At 58.7% G+C, this 17,228-nt stretch carries 16 protein-coding genes and 1 pseudogene; 10 read left to right on the top strand and 7 right to left on the bottom strand.

The genetic code is table 11. The features are described from left to right. Nucleotides 1–95: 95 nt before the first annotated feature. Complete coding sequence (locus DW195_RS01130; protein WP_118205461.1) at nt 96–1,478, top strand: MATE family efflux transporter; 1,383 nt, start codon at nt 96–98, stop codon at nt 1,476–1,478. Nucleotides 1,479–1,505: 27 nt separating this feature from the next. Here DW195_RS01130 and DW195_RS01125 read toward each other — a convergent pair whose 3' ends face one another. Further along, nucleotides 1,506–2,372, bottom strand: coding sequence for a LysR family transcriptional regulator (locus DW195_RS01125; RefSeq protein WP_118205459.1), 867 nt, complete (start codon nt 2,370–2,372; stop codon nt 1,506–1,508). A gap of 158 nt (nt 2,373–2,530) precedes the next feature. On the opposite strand from DW195_RS01125, the gene DW195_RS01120 reads away from it, so the two are divergent. Both DW195_RS01120 and DW195_RS01115 read left to right on the top strand, forming a co-directional pair. Further along, complete coding sequence (locus tag DW195_RS01120) at nt 2,531–3,433, top strand: DMT family transporter (protein WP_117636901.1); 903 nt, start codon at nt 2,531–2,533, stop codon at nt 3,431–3,433. Nucleotides 3,434–3,521: 88 nt separating this feature from the next. Further along, nucleotides 3,522–4,247 carry a uracil-DNA glycosylase gene (locus tag DW195_RS01115; RefSeq protein WP_117736490.1) on the top strand — a complete coding sequence of 242 codons (726 nt, stop codon included), beginning with the start codon at nt 3,522–3,524 and terminating at the stop codon, nt 4,245–4,247. Between the two features lie 50 nt (nt 4,248–4,297). Here the strand turns inward: DW195_RS01115 and DW195_RS01110 are convergent, their stop codons facing one another. The 3 genes from DW195_RS01110 to DW195_RS01100 all read right to left on the bottom strand — a co-directional run bounded on the left by DW195_RS01110 (nt 4,298) and on the right by DW195_RS01100 (nt 7,480). Further along, complete coding sequence (locus tag DW195_RS01110; protein ID WP_118205457.1) at nt 4,298–4,978, bottom strand: SDR family NAD(P)-dependent oxidoreductase; 681 nt, start codon at nt 4,976–4,978, stop codon at nt 4,298–4,300. A 9-nt stretch (nt 4,979–4,987) separates the two neighbouring features. Further along, nucleotides 4,988–5,710: a VUT family protein gene (locus DW195_RS01105; RefSeq protein WP_233540776.1), complete on the bottom strand. Its 723-nt coding sequence runs from the start codon at nt 5,708–5,710 to the stop codon at nt 4,988–4,990. A 156-nt stretch (nt 5,711–5,866) separates the two neighbouring features. Beyond that, nucleotides 5,867–7,480 (bottom strand): peptide chain release factor 3, encoded by a 1,614-nt coding sequence (locus DW195_RS01100; RefSeq protein ID WP_117563565.1) that lies wholly within the window; start codon nt 7,478–7,480, stop codon nt 5,867–5,869. Between the two features lie 215 nt (nt 7,481–7,695). Between DW195_RS01100 and DW195_RS01095 the strand changes: the two genes are divergently transcribed. The 5 genes and pseudogenes from DW195_RS01095 to DW195_RS10710 all read left to right on the top strand — a co-directional run bounded on the left by DW195_RS01095 (nt 7,696) and on the right by DW195_RS10710 (nt 11,005). Continuing rightward, a complete protein-coding gene (locus tag DW195_RS01095) occupies nt 7,696–8,076 on the top strand; it encodes a GntR family transcriptional regulator (RefSeq protein ID WP_118205455.1) in 381 nt (126 codons plus the stop codon). A gap of 23 nt (nt 8,077–8,099) precedes the next feature. Next, nucleotides 8,100–8,981, top strand: coding sequence for an ABC transporter ATP-binding protein (locus tag DW195_RS01090; protein ID WP_118205453.1), 882 nt, complete (start codon nt 8,100–8,102; stop codon nt 8,979–8,981). Further along, nucleotides 8,978–9,679: an ABC-2 transporter permease gene (locus DW195_RS01085; RefSeq protein ID WP_118205451.1), complete on the top strand. Its 702-nt coding sequence runs from the start codon at nt 8,978–8,980 to the stop codon at nt 9,677–9,679. The genes DW195_RS01090 and DW195_RS01085 overlap by 4 nt, the downstream gene beginning before the upstream one ends. 450 nt (nt 9,680–10,129) lie before the next feature. Next, nucleotides 10,130–10,543: pseudogene (locus DW195_RS10715) on the top strand (EamA family transporter); the annotation flags it as partial. Further along, nucleotides 10,538–11,005 carry an EamA family transporter gene (locus DW195_RS10710; RefSeq protein WP_370215080.1) on the top strand — a complete coding sequence of 156 codons (468 nt, stop codon included), beginning with the start codon at nt 10,538–10,540 and terminating at the stop codon, nt 11,003–11,005. The pseudogene DW195_RS10715 and the gene DW195_RS10710, both read left to right, overlap by 6 nt. A gap of 161 nt (nt 11,006–11,166) precedes the next feature. Here DW195_RS10710 and DW195_RS01075 read toward each other — a convergent pair whose 3' ends face one another. The 3 genes from DW195_RS01075 to DW195_RS01065 form a co-directional block, all read right to left on the bottom strand. Further along, nucleotides 11,167–12,471 carry a chloride channel protein gene (locus DW195_RS01075; RefSeq protein WP_118205447.1) on the bottom strand — a complete coding sequence of 435 codons (1,305 nt, stop codon included), beginning with the start codon at nt 12,469–12,471 and terminating at the stop codon, nt 11,167–11,169. A gap of 126 nt (nt 12,472–12,597) precedes the next feature. Continuing rightward, a complete protein-coding gene (locus DW195_RS01070; RefSeq protein WP_118205445.1) occupies nt 12,598–13,131 on the bottom strand; it encodes a TIGR00730 family Rossman fold protein in 534 nt (177 codons plus the stop codon). Nucleotides 13,132–13,167: 36 nt separating this feature from the next. Beyond that, complete coding sequence (locus DW195_RS01065; protein WP_035136976.1) at nt 13,168–13,593, bottom strand: potassium channel family protein; 426 nt, start codon at nt 13,591–13,593, stop codon at nt 13,168–13,170. 265 nt (nt 13,594–13,858) lie between these two features. Between DW195_RS01065 and DW195_RS01060 the strand changes: the two genes are divergently transcribed. Both DW195_RS01060 and DW195_RS01055 read left to right on the top strand, forming a co-directional pair. Continuing rightward, the gene (locus DW195_RS01060; protein WP_158567869.1) at nt 13,859–16,663 is read left to right on the top strand and encodes a transporter substrate-binding domain-containing protein; all 2,805 of its coding nucleotides are present in this window, start codon (nt 13,859–13,861) and stop codon (nt 16,661–16,663) included. A 42-nt stretch (nt 16,664–16,705) separates the two neighbouring features. Next, complete coding sequence (locus DW195_RS01055; RefSeq protein WP_118205441.1) at nt 16,706–17,185, top strand: pyridoxamine 5'-phosphate oxidase family protein; 480 nt, start codon at nt 16,706–16,708, stop codon at nt 17,183–17,185. Nucleotides 17,186–17,228: the final 43 nt, after the last annotated feature.

Here is a 17,228-nt window from a genome sequence, read left to right as displayed (position 1 = left end):
CCTAGTCATTGGGACGTTCTTAAACGACTAGTCGATTAGGAGTATCATCGTCTGCGCAAATAAGGAGCGAATCGCATAGTAGAGATTGAGAGCGTATGGCTGATACCGCATCTAAGCACATTGACATGACCACCGGCTCACTGTGGCGCAATATCCCCCTGTTCGCCTTTCCCGTCGCCGCCACGAGCATCCTTGAGCAGCTGTCGAACCTCATCGCCACGGTCATCATCGGTAACTTCTCGGGCGACCAGGGAACCCTCGCCATGGCGGCGGTCGGTTCCAATGTTCCGCTTACCAGTCTTATGATCAACCTGTTTATTGGGCTGTCGCTTGGCTCCAACGTGGTCATCGCCAACGCCATCGGCCGCAACGATCAGAACATGGTCAAGCGCGCCGTCCATACCTCGATTCTGATGGCACTCGTGGGCTTTGTCGTCATCGCACTGGGCGAGATCTTTGCCGAGCCCATGCTCGCCGCGCTCAACGTCCCTGACGAAACCATGCCGCTCGCATCGCTCTACCTGCGCGTCTTTTTGCTCAGCATGCCCTCGATCTTGCTCTACAACTTTGAGGCCGCAATCTTCCGCTCCGTCGGCATCACCCGCATGCCGCTGCAGGCGCTTGCCGTGTCCACCGTCCTCAACATTGGCCTGGACCTCATCTTTGTCCCCGTGCTCCACTGGGGCGTCGCGGGTGTCGCCATCGCCACCGCCATCGCCTATACCGTCAGCGCAGTCACGCTCTTTATCCGTCTGCTCAAGACCGATTCCGTCGTCCGCGTCACCCCACGCGACTTAGGCTTAGACCCCGTCGCCCTCAAGCGCATCGTTAAGATCGGCCTGCCCGCCGGCATCCAAAGCGCCGTCTTTGCCGTCGCTAACATCATCATCCAGTCCGCCATCAACAGCTTGGGCACCGAGGTCATGGCGGCATCCAGCGCTGCCATGAGCCTGGAGTATGTGTGCTACAACCTGCTCAACAGCTTTAGCCAGGCTTGCACCACCTTTGTGGGACAAAACCACGGTGCCCGCCAGATCGACCGCTGCACCAAAACGCTCAAGGTCTGCCTGGTCGAAGGCGGTATCGTCGCACTCACCACCATCGTCATCATCGTCGGTCTGGGGCGCGAGATCCTGGCGCTCTTTAACAGCGATCCCAACATCGTCTCGATCGGCTATATCCGTGTGTGCTCGATCTTCCCGGCATACGCCTTTAGCATGTTCTACGAGAATATGTCCGGCTACCTGCGCGGCTTTGGCATCTCGCTCATGCCCGCCCTCATCACCATGATCTGTGTCTGCGGCATCCGCTTCTACTGGGTATTCTGCGTGTTCCCGCACTTCCGCACCTTTGCGAACATCATGATGGTCTACCCCATCAGCCTGGGCACCACAGCGTTCTTTATGGTCGTGGCGGTACTACTCTGCCACCCGGCACGCACCTATCGCGCCGCCCAAGCCAAAGCGACAGCCCGCTAAACACCGCACTCAACGCCATGCCAGTCATTAATTGACAATATGCGAGCTCATATAGTCGATAAAGTGCCTCGTGGCGATAGGCATGGTGTCCCAGCTGCGCCAGGCTGCCACTACGTCACGCGAGGGAGCATGCACGATGGGACGCACGCGAATATCGGCCCTCATGCCCTCGACGGTACGGCGATACAGCATACTCACGCCTAGGCCCTCCTCCACCATCGCCATGATGGTGTAGTCGTCGGTCACCTCGCTCGTCACGCGCGGCGACAGCCCATGCGCGGCAAAGGCATCGAGCACCAGACTCTGTTCGCCCTCATCCAACAGCACAAACGGTTCGGACGCCAGGTCGGCGAGCGTCACCTTTTCCTTTGCCGTCAGCGGATGCGCGGCCGGCAACAGCGCCACCAGCTCGTCGTGATAGACCACGCGCTTCTCGAGCCCCGCGGTAAATCCGCGTGCCGTAAAGCAAAAGTCAACCACGCCATCGTGCACCCACTGGGCGTTGCGCGTGTAATCGCCCTGCTTGAGGGTAAAGCGTACGCCCGGATGCAGGGCCCCAAAGTCGCGGATCACGCGCGGCAACACGGTACGGCTCACATTGGTAAACGTCGCAATGCGAATGTCGGCCGATGAAAGCCCCAGCAACTCCTGACGCTTGCCCTCGAGCTCGGCCTCGGCAGTTACAATCTGGCGCAGATACGGCAGGTACTGTTTGCCGTCGCGCGCAAGCGACACGCCCTGCTTGCCGCGCTCGATAATCGTGGTGCCCAGCTCGCGCTCGAGCGCTTTGACGGCCTGGCTTACCGCACTTTGCGTATAGCCCAGCTCGTCGGCCGCGCCCTTCAGGCTGCCGCAATCGACCACCATACATACAATCTGATACCGCGATGCCATCGTGCCTCCACATCGATGTAGCCGTAAAACGTTTTGCCAGCGCTTTTTCCGCCTACATTAGTATTACTTAATCATACTGAAGATACATTCGCTTTACTACATCTAAATCTGGGAGCAGAATCCTTTTTGCGAAACCGTTCTGTAACAAAAGGAGTCCCATGGATCGCAAAAAAGCAATCGCGCTCTCGTTTTCCGTTCCCGTCGCATGGGGCTTTTCGTACCCCCTCATGAAGATCGGCATGGACAGCATGAACGCCACGAGCATCGTTGCGCTGCGCTGCATCATCGCCTTTGTGGCCTGCCTGCTGCTCTTCCACAAGCACGCGCTGCGCATTAACCGCGACCTGATGGTTCGCGCCGCCATCATCGGCGCCATCATGGCAACCGAGCTCACCTGCATGTGCTTGGGCTCCAGCCTCACCTCCGCCTCAACCGCCGGCTTTTTGCAGAGCCTGACGGTCGTAATCGTGCCGTTTGCCAACGCAGCTCTGCTGCGTCGCGCCCCCGAGCGCAAGGTGCTCATTGGAACTGCCATCGTCACCTGCGGTATGCTGCTGCTCTCGGGCGCCGACTTTACCAGCCTGAATCCCGGCGCGATCATCATGCTGCTCTCGGCCTTTATCTATGCCGGCCACATTATCGTAGCCAAGCGCTTTGTCGAAGAAGTCGATCCGCTGGCCCTGGGTGTTTGGCAGCTGGGCTTCGGCGGCCTGTTCTCGGGCATCGCCGCATTTACCTTTGGCGGCTTTACGCTTCCCAGCACGCCGAGCGAGATCGTCGTTGTCGTCGCACTCGCACTCATCTGCTCTGCCTACGGCTTTATCACCCAGACGCTCGTACAGCCCCACGTGCCCGCCGAGACCACGGGCTTTGCCTTCTCGCTCGAGCCGGTCTGCTCCGCCGTCTTTTCGTTCTTCCTGGTCGGCGAGGTCCTGAGCCCCATCGCCTTCTTTGGCGCCGCCCTCATCCTCACCGGCGTCATGGCGGCAACCGTCGAGCTCCCGCGCCTTCGCTCGCAAGGACACGCTCACATGGCAGGAGCACCCGAGCACGTCTCGTAGGCCCCACTCTTCATACAGCCGCGGCATAAAGGCAACCGGTGCGCCTTTACAATAGATGCCAACAGAGCATCTGCCATAAAGGAGCCCCATGGACACCGCAACTCGCGACCGCAACATAGCAACTTGGTTGGGCGATGCGCCGCAGCCGGTACGTGACACGACGGACCAGCTGCTCGAGCGCATCGCCCTTTTACGTGCCGAGCAAACCATTTACCCGGCACAAGACGACATCCTCAATGCCCTCGCCTATACGCCGGCCGACCATGTCAAAGTTGTCATTTTGGGTCAAGATCCCTATCACGGACCCAACCAGGCCATGGGGTTATCGTTCTCGGTTCCCGCGACGCAAACCAAGTTGCCGCCGAGCCTGCGCAACATCTATAAGGAACTCAAAGCCGATCTGGACTGCCCCTTTCCTGCCACGGGAGACCTAACCCCATGGGCACAACAGGGCGTCCTGCTCCTTAACACCACGCTCACCGTGCGCAAGCATGCCGCCAATTCGCACGCCAAGCTGGGCTGGAGCACGCTCACCGACTATATTATCGAACGCTGCTGTCAGCTGCCCCAGCCGGTAGTCTTTTTGGCATGGGGTCGCTTTGCCCAGCAGATGGTCGAAGGCAAGCTCGCCGCGACCGGCGCAGGCAAGGCAGCCGGTAAGTTCTGCCTGGCCTCCACACACCCCTCGCCGCTTTCGGCCAACCGTGCCACGGCAGAACTCCCCGCTTTTATGGGGTCGCGCCCCTTCTCGGCATCCAATCGTCTACTCGAACAGCACGGCTCGATCCCCGTCAACTGGACTTGCCTCGGCTAAAAATCGATACATCAAAAACGCGTCCGACGGCTTTCCATCGGACGCGTTTCCTATTCGGGCCAAATAAACTGGGTACGGTCTGCCTCGCCACCGTCAATGAGCAGGCTCTGCCCGGTCATAAACCGGTTGGTCACGCCCACAAAGTAGATCCACTCGGCGATCTCTTGGGCGGTGGCCCAGCGTTTAAGCGGCGTGAGCTCCATAATCTGGTTCCACAGGTGTTCGTCTTCCATCACGCAACGGTTGAGCGGCGTGATAACGCCGCCCGGGTCCACACTGTTGGCGATGGCCTGCGGCGCCAAGCGGTTTGCAAGGTTCTTGGTGTAGGCGATAACGCCGCCCTTGCTGGCAGCATAGGCGGGAAACTCCGATCCCGTATGCCCGCTCGCCGACCCCACATTGACCACGGATGTAATAGCCGGCGCCGGCTTGGCGGCAAGCCCCTCCCCCACAAAGGCGTAGCGCTCGGTCACGTTGATGGTGCCGCACAGGTTGGCGGCAATATCGTCGGCCGAGTCCTGCGTACCAGCAACATTCACGATCACCTGGGGTTCAAGCTCGCCTGGAAACGAGTCCGGCTCGCGGACATCAACGATCAGATGGCGATAGCGCTCGTGCTCGACGGCCGCCGGCAGCAGATCAAAGCCCACGACCTCGTGGCCCTCGTCCAAAAAGCGCTGCACGCACGCGGCTCCAATGCCGCCCGAAGCGCCCGTGATCAAAACCCGCATAGGTGCTCCTTAGGCAGCTGCGTGGCGCTCGAGGTACTCGGAGCCCACATTCTCGCGCTCCCAGCCGCGCACGACCTTATAGCCCACGGGGCTCAGAAAGACCTCGCACAGCAGCTCGGCGACAGCGCCGGTCAGCGAGCACATAAGGACCTGCACCCAGGTCCAACCAAAGAACGTGTGGCTCACCACAATGGCAAAGACCAAGTTGTCGATAAACTGGCCAACACCCGTGGACACATAAGAGCGGAAGGCAAAGCTCGCAAAGTTATTCTTTTTGAGCATGCGGCCGAGCGACTGGTTGAGTGTGGAGTTAACCACGGCAGAAACGAGCATTGCCAGCGAAGAGCCCAGCACCACGTACCAGGTGCCGCCGATGGTGGCGTTAAGGGCGGTGTTGACCTCGATCATACCCGTGTCGTAGTAGGCGCCCCACATGCCGGGCGTGAGCGAGCATGCCCAAAAGCACAGACTCACGGCCAGATTGACCAGCAGCGCGAGGATAGAGATTTTGATGGATGCCTTGGCGCCAAAGCGCTTGCAGATCATGTCCTGGCACAAAAACGAAACCCAGCTCACCACAAAGCCGCAATCGAGTGCCAGATACGGCAGGCTGATGAGCTCTTTGTTGGCCAGCAGGTTCATCATGATGACGCTCACGAAAAACAGCGAAACCGTCGCCGCGGGAATGCTCCGCAACAGGACCTTATAGTCCTCCATGACCTTCTTGATCATTATGTACTCCTTTGGTTTTAGGTTTAACGAGCAGGATATCGGACCCGAACTGCTCGGACGCCCCGGTCTTGAGACGACGGTGGGTATGATAGCCGCTCACACGGCATCAGGCAAGCAACCGGCGCGGCAGCCCCGCAGGGCCACCGCGCCGATGCGTTAAAACGCTACGTTGCCAAACTCCGACAGGATCAGGTCGGGGTTGTGGTCGGTTGCCCAATCCACGTTCCACGGACTCGTGAACAGCAGCAGCTTACCGCCGCGCATGTCCTCGACGCGCAGCGTGTCGCGCGTAAGCGAAAGGCCCGGGATATCGATGGTGTCGGGGTCGTTTTGGATCCAGCGAATGTCCGTATAGGGCAGCGGCTGGCGACGAACCTCAACACGGTACTCGGCCTTGAGGCGGCGCTCGAGCACCTCAAACTGCAGCACGCCGACCACGCCCACGATGACGCTCTCCATGCCGGCACCCAGCTCGCGGAAGATTTGGATGGCACCCTCCTGGGCAAGCTCCTCCATGCCCTTCACAAACTGCTTGCGCTTGAGCGTGTCGACCTGCGTAATGCGAGCAAACATCTCGGGGGCAAACGTCGGGATCTGCGGATACTGCACGTGGCGCTTGCCGGAGCACACGGTGTCGCCGATGCTAAAGATGCCGGGGTCGAACAGACCCACGATATCGCCGGCGTACGCCTCGTCCACAATGGCGCGGTCGTCGGCCATCATCGAGGTGCCCGTGGCCAGCTTGAGCTTGCGGTTGCCCTGCATATGGAAGGCATCCATGCCGCGCTCGAACTTGCCCGAGCAAATGCGCACAAAGGCAATGCGGTCGCGGTGGTTCTTGTCCATGTTGGCCTGGATCTTAAAGACAAAGCCGCTAAAGTCGTTCTCGGCGGGCGCGACCGGCTCGCTGGTGAGCGTATCGGTATAGGCGCGCGGCGTCGGCGCCAAGCGCAGGAACTCCTTAAGGAAGGGCTCCACGCCAAAGTTGGTAAGTGCCGAGCCAAAGAACGCCGGACTCAGCTTGCCACAGGCCACGGCATCCAGGTCGAGCTCATCACCGGCGCCATCGAGCAGCTCGATGTCGTCCATCAGGTTCTTATGGTTCTCCTCGCCAATAAGCTCATCCATGGCGGGATCGCCCAGCTCGGCCTCGACCTCGGCGACCTTCTTGGTGGCATTGGCGTGGCCGTCGCCCTCAAAGGCGATAACGCGACGGGTCTGACGGTCGAACACGCCGCGGAAGTTGCGGCCGCTGCCAATCGGCCAGTTCATGGGATACGTATTGATACCCAGGACGTTCTCGATCTCTTCCATGAGCTCAAACGGATCGCGAGCCTCGTGGTCGAGCTTGTTCACAAAGGTAAAGATGGGAATATGGCGCAGCGTACAGACCTTAAAGAGCTTTTTGGTCTGGGCCTCGACGCCCTTGGCGCCGTCGATGACCATGACCGCGGCGTCGGCCGCCATAAGGGTACGGTAGGTATCCTCCGAGAAGTCCTGGTGGCCGGGGGTATCGAGGATGTTGACGCAGGCGCCGTTATAGGTGAACTGCAGAACCGAGGAGGTAACGGAAATGCCGCGCTCCTTCTCGATGTCCATCCAGTCCGAGACGGCGTGCTTGGCCGAGCTCTTGCCCTTGACCGAGCCGGCGGTCTGGATGCTGCCGGTATAGAGCAGCAGCTTCTCGGTAAGCGTGGTCTTACCGGCGTCCGGGTGGCTGATGATCGCGAATGTGCGGCGCGACGAGATTTCATCCGACAGGCTTGCCATGCGGATCCTTTCTTGCATTGAGTGCATTACGTCGTTGTAACCGTACTATTGTAGCCGCGAAATCCCGCCATAGGGCACCTATCAGGACAAATTCATCAGTCAGGGCCCGGGCAGCCGGCCCAATCCGAATTTGTCTCTTGCGTAACTGTACATAGTGTATATATACTGTGCTTACCGGTTATATACACGTGTAGCCCAACAGCTAAGGAGCCGCTGTGGACATCATCCTATCCAATTCGAGCGACAAGCCCATCTACGAGCAAATAGCCTCGCAAGTCAAAGCTCAGATCCTTTCGGGCACGCTTGCTGCGGGAGCCAAACTCCCCAGCATCCGTGCACTCGCGAGCGATCTTGGCGTGAGTGTCATCACCACCAAGCGCGCCTACGCCGACCTGGAGCAACTCGGCTTTATCTGCACTGTGCAGGGCAAGGGCTGTTTTGTCGCCGAGGGCAACCAAGAACTCTTGCGCGAAAATCAGCTCTGCCATATCGAAGAGCTGCTCGCACAGGCAGCAACGCAAGCCGAAGCCGTGGGCGTCACGCGCGATAAACTGCACGAGATGCTCGACCTGGTAGCCCCCGAAACCATGCAGTAACCATCTGCAAGAAAGGCTATGCCATGCAAAACTTGCTAGAACTCAAAAGCATCTCACGCCGCGTGAGCGACCGCTTTTCGCTACGTGGCGTCACGTTGGCCGTGGAGCCCGGCCAAATTGTTGGCTTTGTGGGCGCAAACGGCGCCGGCAAGACGACGACCATTCGCGCCACGCTTGGGCTTATAAAGCTCGATGCCGGCGAGGTGCACCTGTTTGGTCAGCGCTGTGGCACCGACGCGCCCGATGAGTCGCAACGCCACCTGCGCTCTCGCATCGGCCTCGTGCTGGACACATGCCCCTTCCCCTCCACGCTCAAGGTCGGCCAGATCGAGGCGCTCGTAGGCCCGGCGTACCCCACGTGGGACCGCGAAACGTTCGCCGGATTCATCAACCGATTTGGCCTCGATCCCAAGACAAAGGTCAAGGACCTCTCCCGCGGCATGGGTATGAAGCTGCAGCTCGCCTGCGCGCTCAGCCACAATGCCAAGCTGCTCGTTTTGGACGAAGGCACCGCGGGCCTCGATCCCATGGCACGCGAGGAACTGCTCGATGAGCTGCTCGCCTTTGTCGCCGACGGCCAGCGCAGCGTGCTGCTCTCGAGCCACATTACGTCTGATCTCGATCGTGCTGCCGACCGCGTCATCTGCATCGATAACGGCTCGATTGTGTTTGACCTGCCACGCGAGGACATTACCGACCGCGCCGGCATCGCCCACTGCACCCAGGCACAGGCCGCCGAGCTCATGGCTTGCGTCGAAGGCACCCGCGCCGCCCGCCACGCCTACAGCGTGGACGTGCTCGTGCCCAACCACCGCGAAGTGCTCGAGGCCTTCCCCGAGATTCCCTGCGATCGGGCAACCATTGATGACTATCTTCGCTTCATGCTGAAAGGGGCTTTGAAATGAAACGCGCCATTATGTCCGAGCTTCCCATCGTTCGCACGCTCGTCCCGAGCATCGCAGGTGTCGGCCTGTTCATCTTCGTCGTGCTGACCGCCGTCAGGGCATCGAATGGTGATTCCGACATGAGCGCCGCCGGCGCCTTCGCGATCAGTGCCATGTCGCCTATCATGGCCATGACGTCGCTGGCCGGGCTCGACAACCAAAACGGATGGGAGCGCTATCGGGCAACGCTGCCCATCTCACGCAAAGACATCGTCAGCGCACGCTACCTGTGCATCACTATTTTCTCGGTCATCATGGCGTGCGCGGCCGTGCTGTTGAGTATCGTCGCCATCCCGATCTTAAACAGCGTGGGTATCCCCTCCACGGGAGAGACCGTCTTTGAGACCGCAATCGCCTCGGCAATATCGATGCTTTTCTCCCTCATGGCGGTGTTTTTGGTACTGCCTCTGTTCTTTCGATTTGAACACATGAAGGCGCAACGCCTATCCGTTGGTCTGTACGCCCTATTCATGTGCCTTATCATGGTCACGCTAAACTCATTCAACCCCATCAGCAACCAGCTCATGTCGATTGCAGGGACGAATCCCGATCTTGCCGTCCTCGGTTGCCTGTGTGGTGCCGTCGCGCTGGCAACGGTCGTCCTTGGCGTTGTCAGCTGTGCCATCAGCACCAAGGTCTACCGGGCACGCAACCTGTGATCGACAGCTAAAGGACTTGGGCGGCGCCCCACCTCATTTACTAGATAAGAGAAGCAGCAACAACGTCGCTACCACCCTTCACGGCGTACCGTTTAGATCTTGGCGACCAAAGAGAAGCCGACAGCATATCGAGGGTGAATGTTTTTCCGAGAAGTGAACGAGTAAAATCAGTACCCTGTATCATCGACATTTTTATGGGCTTAGTTCCTGCGCTTTTTGCCAAGAAATCCAGCGGTTTTATTCGAAAAAAGCCTGCATGCTCCAGGGGTCCATATTGACTCGTTCACTTCTCGGAAAAACATTCACCTTCAATTCGAGCCTTAACCAAATGGCTCCCCGCAACATGACCCCCGTCTCGCCGCGGCCATATCAAACCTTCATGGCGGGGCGGTATCCTCATGTCCATAAAACTCGCAGGATAAACCCATTATCCAAGGAGGCACCGCACCCGTGTCGTGGGTCGTCGCAGCATTTGCGTCAGCATTCTTTGCCGGCATCACATCTATCTTGGCCAAATGCGGCATCAAGCAGACCGACTCCGATGTCGCGACGGCCATTCGCACCTGCGTGGTGCTCGTTTTCGCCTGGGCAATGGCGGGTATTTCTGGATCCATTGGAACCATTGGCATCATCGAACCCAGATCATGGCTCTTTCTCATCCTCTCGGGACTCGCTACCGGAGCTTCGTGGATCTGTTACTTTAAGGCGCTGAGCATCGGAGACGTCAATAAGGTCGTACCGGTTGACAAGATGAGCACCGTGCTCGCCGCGCTGATCGCCATCGCGCTTTTTGGTGAGACGAGCAACCTTGCGGTTAAGCTCGTGGGAACCGCCGTCATTACCCTCGGCACGTTTTTAATGATCGAGAAGCAGCAATCCGCCGGACCCGAGCAACAGCAAGACCGGACCTGGCTCGCTTACGCCCTCGGCGCCGCCGTGTTCGCGGCACTCACGTCCATCCTCGCCAAGGTTGGCATCGAAGGCGTCGAGTCCAACCTGGCCACGGCAATCCGTACCTGTGTGGTACTGGTTATGGCATGGGCAATCGTGGCAGCTAAAGGCAAGATGGGCCAAGCCGTGCACATAGACCGCTACGAACTCGTATTTCTCGCGGCATCGGGCATCGCGACTGGAGCATCGTGGCTGCTCTATTACTATGCCATCGCCGCAGGCCAAGTGAGCGTCGTGGTGCAGATCGACAAACTATCGATTGTCGTATCGGTACTATTTGCGCGCCTGGCATTCAACGAAAAACTCTCGCGACGCAGCGCCATCGGTCTCGCCCTCATCGTCTTGGGCACTGCGGCGCTCGCGGTTTGGAAGTAGCGCCGATGCCGAGCGAGATCTAGGCGCTGGCCGTGGTTTGTTGCGCCGTTCCACCTCCGTCATCTGGCATATTTTATTCATGACTGTTGGAACAGCAGCCCAGCAGACGCTACATTCTCACGCCGGGCCTGGGATGCCTGTATTGGCCGCGCACCACCACGTTACTTGCGCAGCGGCTTGGGCAGCGGAATGCCGGCGGCGATAACGGCGGCGATGATCATACAGACGATACCCTTGAGCGGGAAGCACATGAGCAGCAGGCCCACGACCATGACGGGCTGACGCATAACGGCGCCCATCGTCGAGGCGGTGCAGACGGCAACGCAAAAGACCGGATCGGCGCCGGTGAGGATGGCAAGGCCATAGCCCAGACTTACGCCCGAGAAGATAACCGGGAAGAAGTGACCGCCGCGCCAACCAAGGTTGATGAGGGCGGGCGTCAGCATGGCCTTGACCAGACCGGTCGCGATAAGCACACCGGCGGGGATGGTCAGATAGGTCTCCCTGAGCACGTCGGCCTGGGTCTCGCCGGCAAACATGGTGTAGGGCAGGACCGTGCCGCAGATGGCGAGCGCCAGACCAGCCAGCATTGCCTTAACGACAGGACGCTCTCCTATGGCACGGGCAAACGCTTCGCTCGCGTACTCAGAGACAAAGTACAGCCAGCCGCAGATTGTTCCAATCAGCGACAGAGGAATGAGCCAGGTAAGCTCCAGGTTGCCCACCACGGCAGCCTCGAACCTCGGCATACCCATGCCGCCGCCCATAAGCTGGCCGAGCAGCAGGTAGGTGCCCAGGCCGCCGGCAATCGCGATGCCGTAAACCACGGTCTTTTGCGCCTTGGGCAGCCTGATGGTGATCTCGCCGGACGTGGACTCATCGTCGGCGTCTTCGCCCTGGCCGTCGGCGCTACCGGCAAGCGGTGCCACAAAGCCAAAGACGGGCGCGGTAAAGAGCGCCGTCAACGCGGCCTGGGTACCCAGCAGCGTAAGCTCCCTAAACTCGGCGCCGAAGCGACGCATGCGGTCGCCAACCCAGCTGCACAGACCCGCGATAACACCAGTCAGGCCGGCCTCCGGTCCAATACTTCCGCCAAACAGCAGCGGCAGCAACGCCGCGAGCGAAAGCTTGCCCAGGTTGTCATACGGGTAGCGCCCGTCTTGCTTAACCTTAGCCATCACCTGGTTGAGGTCATCGGTCTTGGTGCCCGTAAGCTTTTCGTACAGACCGATCAGCAGGCCGCCCAGCAGGCAGACAAAAAACGGGTACGGCAAAAAGCCAAACGGGCCACTGGCAAGCTCGGGCGAAGCGACGCCCAGCGCGTGCGGAATCTTGGTCCATAGATAGTCGATGCCGTGCTCCATCGCGAAAAAGAACAGCCAGACCGCGGCACCTGCGAACGCACCGGTCACGGCAACGCTAACTAAAAACAGCGCGCGGTTTGTGGGTTTGGCAAGGTTATCCATCGGGTCCTCCCGCGGTCAAAGTCGACATAGTTACGTTTTATTGTAGGGCGGGCACGGCGCGGGCGGGCTAACCATCTGCGCCGCGAACGACACCGTTGGGCGCCGCACGCGCGGCAGGCCCGAGGCCTAGTTGTCGATAATCGATGCGATTTGGTGCAGGTTATCGGCAAAGTAAATCCCCTGCTGGCGCTGCGGGCTCGATAGGCCCTTATCGATCATATGCTCGAGCAACGCCTTGAGGTCGTTGTAGTAGCCCCCGAGGTTGTACAGGATGCACGGCGCATCGAGATGCCCCAACGACACAGCGGACATGACCTCGGCAATCTCCTCGAGCGTGCCCGTACCGCCCGGGAAGGCGATGAACGCGTCGCCGAGCTCGATCATCTTGGCCTTACGCTCGGTCATGCCGCTCGTCACGATAAGGTCGTCGATGCCATCGTGCTGAAACTCGGCCTCGATAAAAAAGCTCGGCTCCACGCCCGTCACATAGCCGCCGACATCGAGCACGCTATCGGCGAGCGCACCCATCAGACCCGACTTGGACCCGCCGTATACCAGCGCGTGTCCGTTGGCGCCAATCCAGTTGCCCAGCTCCTGCACCGCGGGCAGAAACGCCGGGTCATTACCGACGCTGGCACCCAGATACACGGTGATATTCATATTCAGTCCCCCCTCATCGTGGCGTGCGGCGCCCCTCTAGCGTTGGCGTCGGCGATATTCGCGCACGCGGCGCGACAGGTCGGCGAGCTCATCGCGGTCGAGCTCTTCCAGGTGCTCAAGATCGTCCATAAAGCGCGCCATGGTGTCCTTTTGGCGCATCTTGATGAGCGTATTGCAGTAGTTCACCGCCACGCCCGTGAGCATGGCGATGTAGAAGATGCTGATGACGCTCAAAACGACGGTGATAGCGCGGGCAACCGGAGTTTCGGCCGGGATATCGCCAAAGCCGATCGTCGATACAGTCTCAAAGCTAAACCAGAGTCCATCGCCAAACGTAAGGGTCGTGGGCTCGGACAGCCAGACAGCCGTCGAGCACAGCAGGTAAAAGATAAGAAACAGGCCCGTGATGCGCGCAAAGCCAGCCTGGCGCAACACGTCGGCAAGTGTCCTCAACTTGTTCATCGCGACCCCTTTTCCAGACGTCCCATCACGTTCGCTCGGTATTGTCCCACAACCGGCAGCTGGGGACGTTCCTTTTGTGTCGGCAGAAAGGGACTGTCCCCAACTGCCGGCACAAAAGGAACGTCCCTAAGTGCCAACTCCGGCAAAGAGTGTCCCCAGCGACTAGTCGTTTAAGAACGTCCCCAATGACTACCCATCTGCCGGGTGTTAGGGTGGCTGAGCTGGTATCCTTATGCGGTATTATCTCAACTCGATAGGATTGTCTGTGAAACCTTCCGCCGTCCTTCGCTTAGCTCTATATCGCACCCTAGCCGTCGCGCTTGCTGCGCTCACACTACTGAGCGCCGTCATGCCCACCCCGGCCTTTGCCGCCGACTCCGACCAGCAGGTCAAGACGGTCCGCGTCGGCTGGCTTGTCAACAACGAGGGGTTCCAGGAAGGCACACCGGGCGAGCGCCTCTCGGGATGGGGTTACGAGTACCTCCAGACCCTCTCGTACTACACCCCTGGCTGGCAGTACGAATACGTGTCCGGCACCTTCACCGAGCTCATGGACATGCTCGAGAAGGGCGAAATCGACCTCATGCCCAACATCTCGCATTCAGTAGAACGCGAGCAAAAGTTACTCTTTTCCTCAAACCCCGAGGGCACCGAGCGCTACTACATCTACGCCAAGCCCGATCGCGACGATCTGGCCAAGGGTGACCCCCAGGCACTCCAAGGCCTCACCATCGGCTGCAACTCTGGCGTTATGCAAACCTTCGTCGGCCAGCAGTGGCTCGCCAACGAAGGCGTCACCTGTACCTATAAAGAAATCGACACCGGCGGCGCCCTCTTTGCGGCACTTTCAGACGGCGAGGTCGACGCTGTCATCATGAACGACACCATTTCGTCGCCCGATGCGTCGCCCATGTTCTACGTAGGCTCGAGCGACTACTATTTTGCCGTTCCCAAAAGCCGCCCCGATCTGATGAACGACATCAACTCGGCCATGGCGGCAATCAACCGCACCAACCCGCGCTACAACGACGAAGTCAAATCCAACTACTCGGCGCAAAATAGCGGATCCGCATCACTTACCAACTCCGAACGGTCGTGGCTCAAGGCCAATAACAACACGCTTACACTTGGTTATCTCAACAACAATCTCCCCTTCTGCAACCAAGATGCAAACGGAGAAATGGAAGGGTCACTCGTCTCACTCGTTACGACGCTCCACGACAAATATGGCATTACCGTACACACGCTCGCTTTTTCAAGCAACCAGCAAATGACGGAAGCGCTCTCAAAGGGAAATATCGACATCGCCCTACCGGCATTTCGCGACTACTGGCTTGCCGAGCAAATGGGAACCGTTCAATCGATTTCGATGGGAACGATCTCTCTTACCGCCATCCACGCCACCAGCGATCTCAACAAGGATCTCCGCAATATCTGTTGCACAGGGTTTTCCATCGTCAACCGCAGCGAATTAAAAACTATGTTTCCAAATGCAAATGTAACCGAGTATCCGTCTGCAGACGACATGCTTTCTGCCCTTAAGGACGGAAGATCAAGCTGCATCGTTGTTCCCAACGCACGGCTGGAAACCATCCGAGATAGCTACGATATCAGAGACTACGAGATACAGGAACTCTCACGCACGGCCGAACTTTCTTGCCTTATGCGACGCGGAAATCCCGAATTATTGAGTATCGTCAACAAGGGCATCATCAACGCCGGAGAATCGCTTTCTGCGAGCAATTATTCCTCTACGTCGTATAGCGCACAGGAATCAGACGCGTTCAGATTTATATATCGTCATCGTAGCTCGATTGTCGTCATCATCGTCGGTGTACTGTTGACTGGGGTAGCGGTTCTAACCTGGGCCCTGCAGCGAGCCAGAGTAGAGCAAAACAAGGCACTCGCCGCCAATGCGGCCAAAACGGCCTTTCTCGCCCGCATGAGCCACGACATCCGCACGCCGCTCAACGGCATCCTGGGCCTTATCGAAATTGAGGAATTGAGAGAAGGCGACATGCAGGTCGCCCGCGAAAGCCGCGCCAAGGCGCGCGTTGCCGCCAATCACCTTCTGTCACTGATTAACGACATCCTCGAGATGGGCAGGATCGAGGAGCGCAAAGTGACGCTCGAGCACGAATCATTCAACCTTAAAGAGCTGTGCGACAATGCGCTCGTACTGTGCAAGCTCCGCGCATCGGACCGCGGCATAACCATGCTCGACACCAGCGAGCCCTACGCTGTCGACCAATATATGATCGGCAGCCCCACCCATATTCGGCAGATCCTTGTCAACCTGCTCGACAACATCATCAAGTACAACAAGCACGGAGGCACCGTCACGTTCTCATCGACCATCAAACCGGTCGACGACGAGCACGCCGTGTTTTGCTTTAGCGTCTCGGATACCGGCATTGGTATGACATCCGAGTTTTTGGCACACATCTACGAACCGTTTGCCCAAGAGGGCAACGATGCCCGCAGTAAATTTCAGGGAACTGGCATGGGCATGCCGATCGTCAAATCGCTCATAGACATGATGGGCGGCACGATTGAGATTTCGAGCGAGGTCGGCGTGGGAAGTACGTTCAACGTCCAGATTCCGCTCGATATCGACAAGAACCCTCAGGCAAGAGAAGGCGCGGGCGAGCAGGCGATCAGCTGCTCGCTTGCCGGCATGAACGTTCTTTTGGCCGAAGACAACGAGCTCAATGCCGAAATTGCCCAGGCCCTGCTCGAAAGCGAAGGCATCGTCGTAACTCGCGCCGCCGACGGCAAAGAAGCGGTCGAACTATACACTAGTCGTCCCGCCGGCAGCTTCGATGCGATCCTGATGGACATCATGATGCCGGGTATGGATGGCTACGAGGCAACTCGCGCGATTCGTCTGAGCGAGAAGGCCGATGCAGCCGACATCCCCATCATCGCGCTCACCGCCAATGCCTTTGCCGAGGACGCCAAGGCGGCACACGATGCCGGCATGAACGCCCATCTGCCCAAACCGCTCGACTTTAACAAGCTCAAAAACATCCTCGCCCGCATCAAGAAAAACGGAACTGTTTCGCTATAGTTTGTGCCCACCCACCATGCACAGTTAGAAAGGAAGCCAACGATGTTTAGGCCCTTACGCCGAAAGAAACGCGCCATCACTGACGAGGAAGCGCGCGAGTTGCTCGCTATCTGCAAGCGCGGCGTCTTTGCCGTCAACGGCGACGATGGCTACCCGTATGCCATTCCCGTCAACTACTTCTTTGACACCGAGCACGACAAGATTTATTTCCATGGCGCCAAGGCTGGCCACAAGGTCGATTCACTCAGGCGTGATGACAAAGTCTGCTTTACCGTTTACGGCAACGAGTGGTACAAGGACGATGACTGGGCTCCCTACGTTATGAGTACCGTGGTCTTTGGCCGTTGCCGTCTGGTAGATGAGGCCCCCGCGTTTATCGAGGACAAAGTCCGCCAGCTCGCGCTTAAGTATTACCCTTCCGCCGAAGAAGTCGAGGAGGAAATCGCCAAAGACATCAAGGGCGTCCAACTCTATGAGATTTCGATTGAGCACCTTTGCGGCAAGCAGATTCAAGAAAAGTAAGCCCAAAAACAGGTCCTGCAAATAGCAAAATGGCTCGGTTCCA

The organism is Collinsella sp. AM17-1 (genome assembly GCF_003470665.1).
In the GTDB taxonomy this organism is placed as follows: Bacteria; Actinomycetota; Coriobacteriia; order Coriobacteriales; family Coriobacteriaceae; genus Collinsella.
This window is presented reverse-complemented; position numbering and strand designations above follow the sequence as displayed.

What these genes read in the sequence shown, in the direction of transcription:
- DW195_RS01105 (WP_233540776.1), bottom strand. Translation starts at nt 5,710, where the DNA reads ATGATCAAGAAGGTCATGGAGGACTATAAGGTCCTGTTGCGGAGCATT.
- DW195_RS10710 (WP_370215080.1), top strand. Translation starts at nt 10,538, where the DNA reads ATGATCGAGAAGCAGCAATCCGCCGGACCCGAGCAACAGCAAGACCGG.
- DW195_RS01125 (WP_118205459.1), bottom strand. Translation starts at nt 2,372, where the DNA reads ATGGCATCGCGGTATCAGATTGTATGTATGGTGGTCGATTGCGGCAGC.
- DW195_RS01115 (WP_117736490.1), top strand. Translation starts at nt 3,522, where the DNA reads ATGGACACCGCAACTCGCGACCGCAACATAGCAACTTGGTTGGGCGAT.
- DW195_RS01075 (WP_118205447.1), bottom strand. Translation starts at nt 12,471, where the DNA reads ATGGATAACCTTGCCAAACCCACAAACCGCGCGCTGTTTTTAGTTAGC.
- DW195_RS01055 (WP_118205441.1), top strand. Translation starts at nt 16,706, where the DNA reads ATGTTTAGGCCCTTACGCCGAAAGAAACGCGCCATCACTGACGAGGAA.
- DW195_RS01120 (WP_117636901.1), top strand. Translation starts at nt 2,531, where the DNA reads ATGGATCGCAAAAAAGCAATCGCGCTCTCGTTTTCCGTTCCCGTCGCA.
- DW195_RS01070 (WP_118205445.1), bottom strand. Translation starts at nt 13,131, where the DNA reads ATGAATATCACCGTGTATCTGGGTGCCAGCGTCGGTAATGACCCGGCG.
- DW195_RS01110 (WP_118205457.1), bottom strand. Translation starts at nt 4,978, where the DNA reads ATGCGGGTTTTGATCACGGGCGCTTCGGGCGGCATTGGAGCCGCGTGC.
- DW195_RS01100 (WP_117563565.1), bottom strand. Translation starts at nt 7,480, where the DNA reads ATGGCAAGCCTGTCGGATGAAATCTCGTCGCGCCGCACATTCGCGATC.
- DW195_RS01085 (WP_118205451.1), top strand. Translation starts at nt 8,978, where the DNA reads ATGAAACGCGCCATTATGTCCGAGCTTCCCATCGTTCGCACGCTCGTC.
- DW195_RS01065 (WP_035136976.1), bottom strand. Translation starts at nt 13,593, where the DNA reads ATGAACAAGTTGAGGACACTTGCCGACGTGTTGCGCCAGGCTGGCTTT.
- DW195_RS01090 (WP_118205453.1), top strand. Translation starts at nt 8,100, where the DNA reads ATGCAAAACTTGCTAGAACTCAAAAGCATCTCACGCCGCGTGAGCGAC.
- DW195_RS01130 (WP_118205461.1), top strand. Translation starts at nt 96, where the DNA reads ATGGCTGATACCGCATCTAAGCACATTGACATGACCACCGGCTCACTG.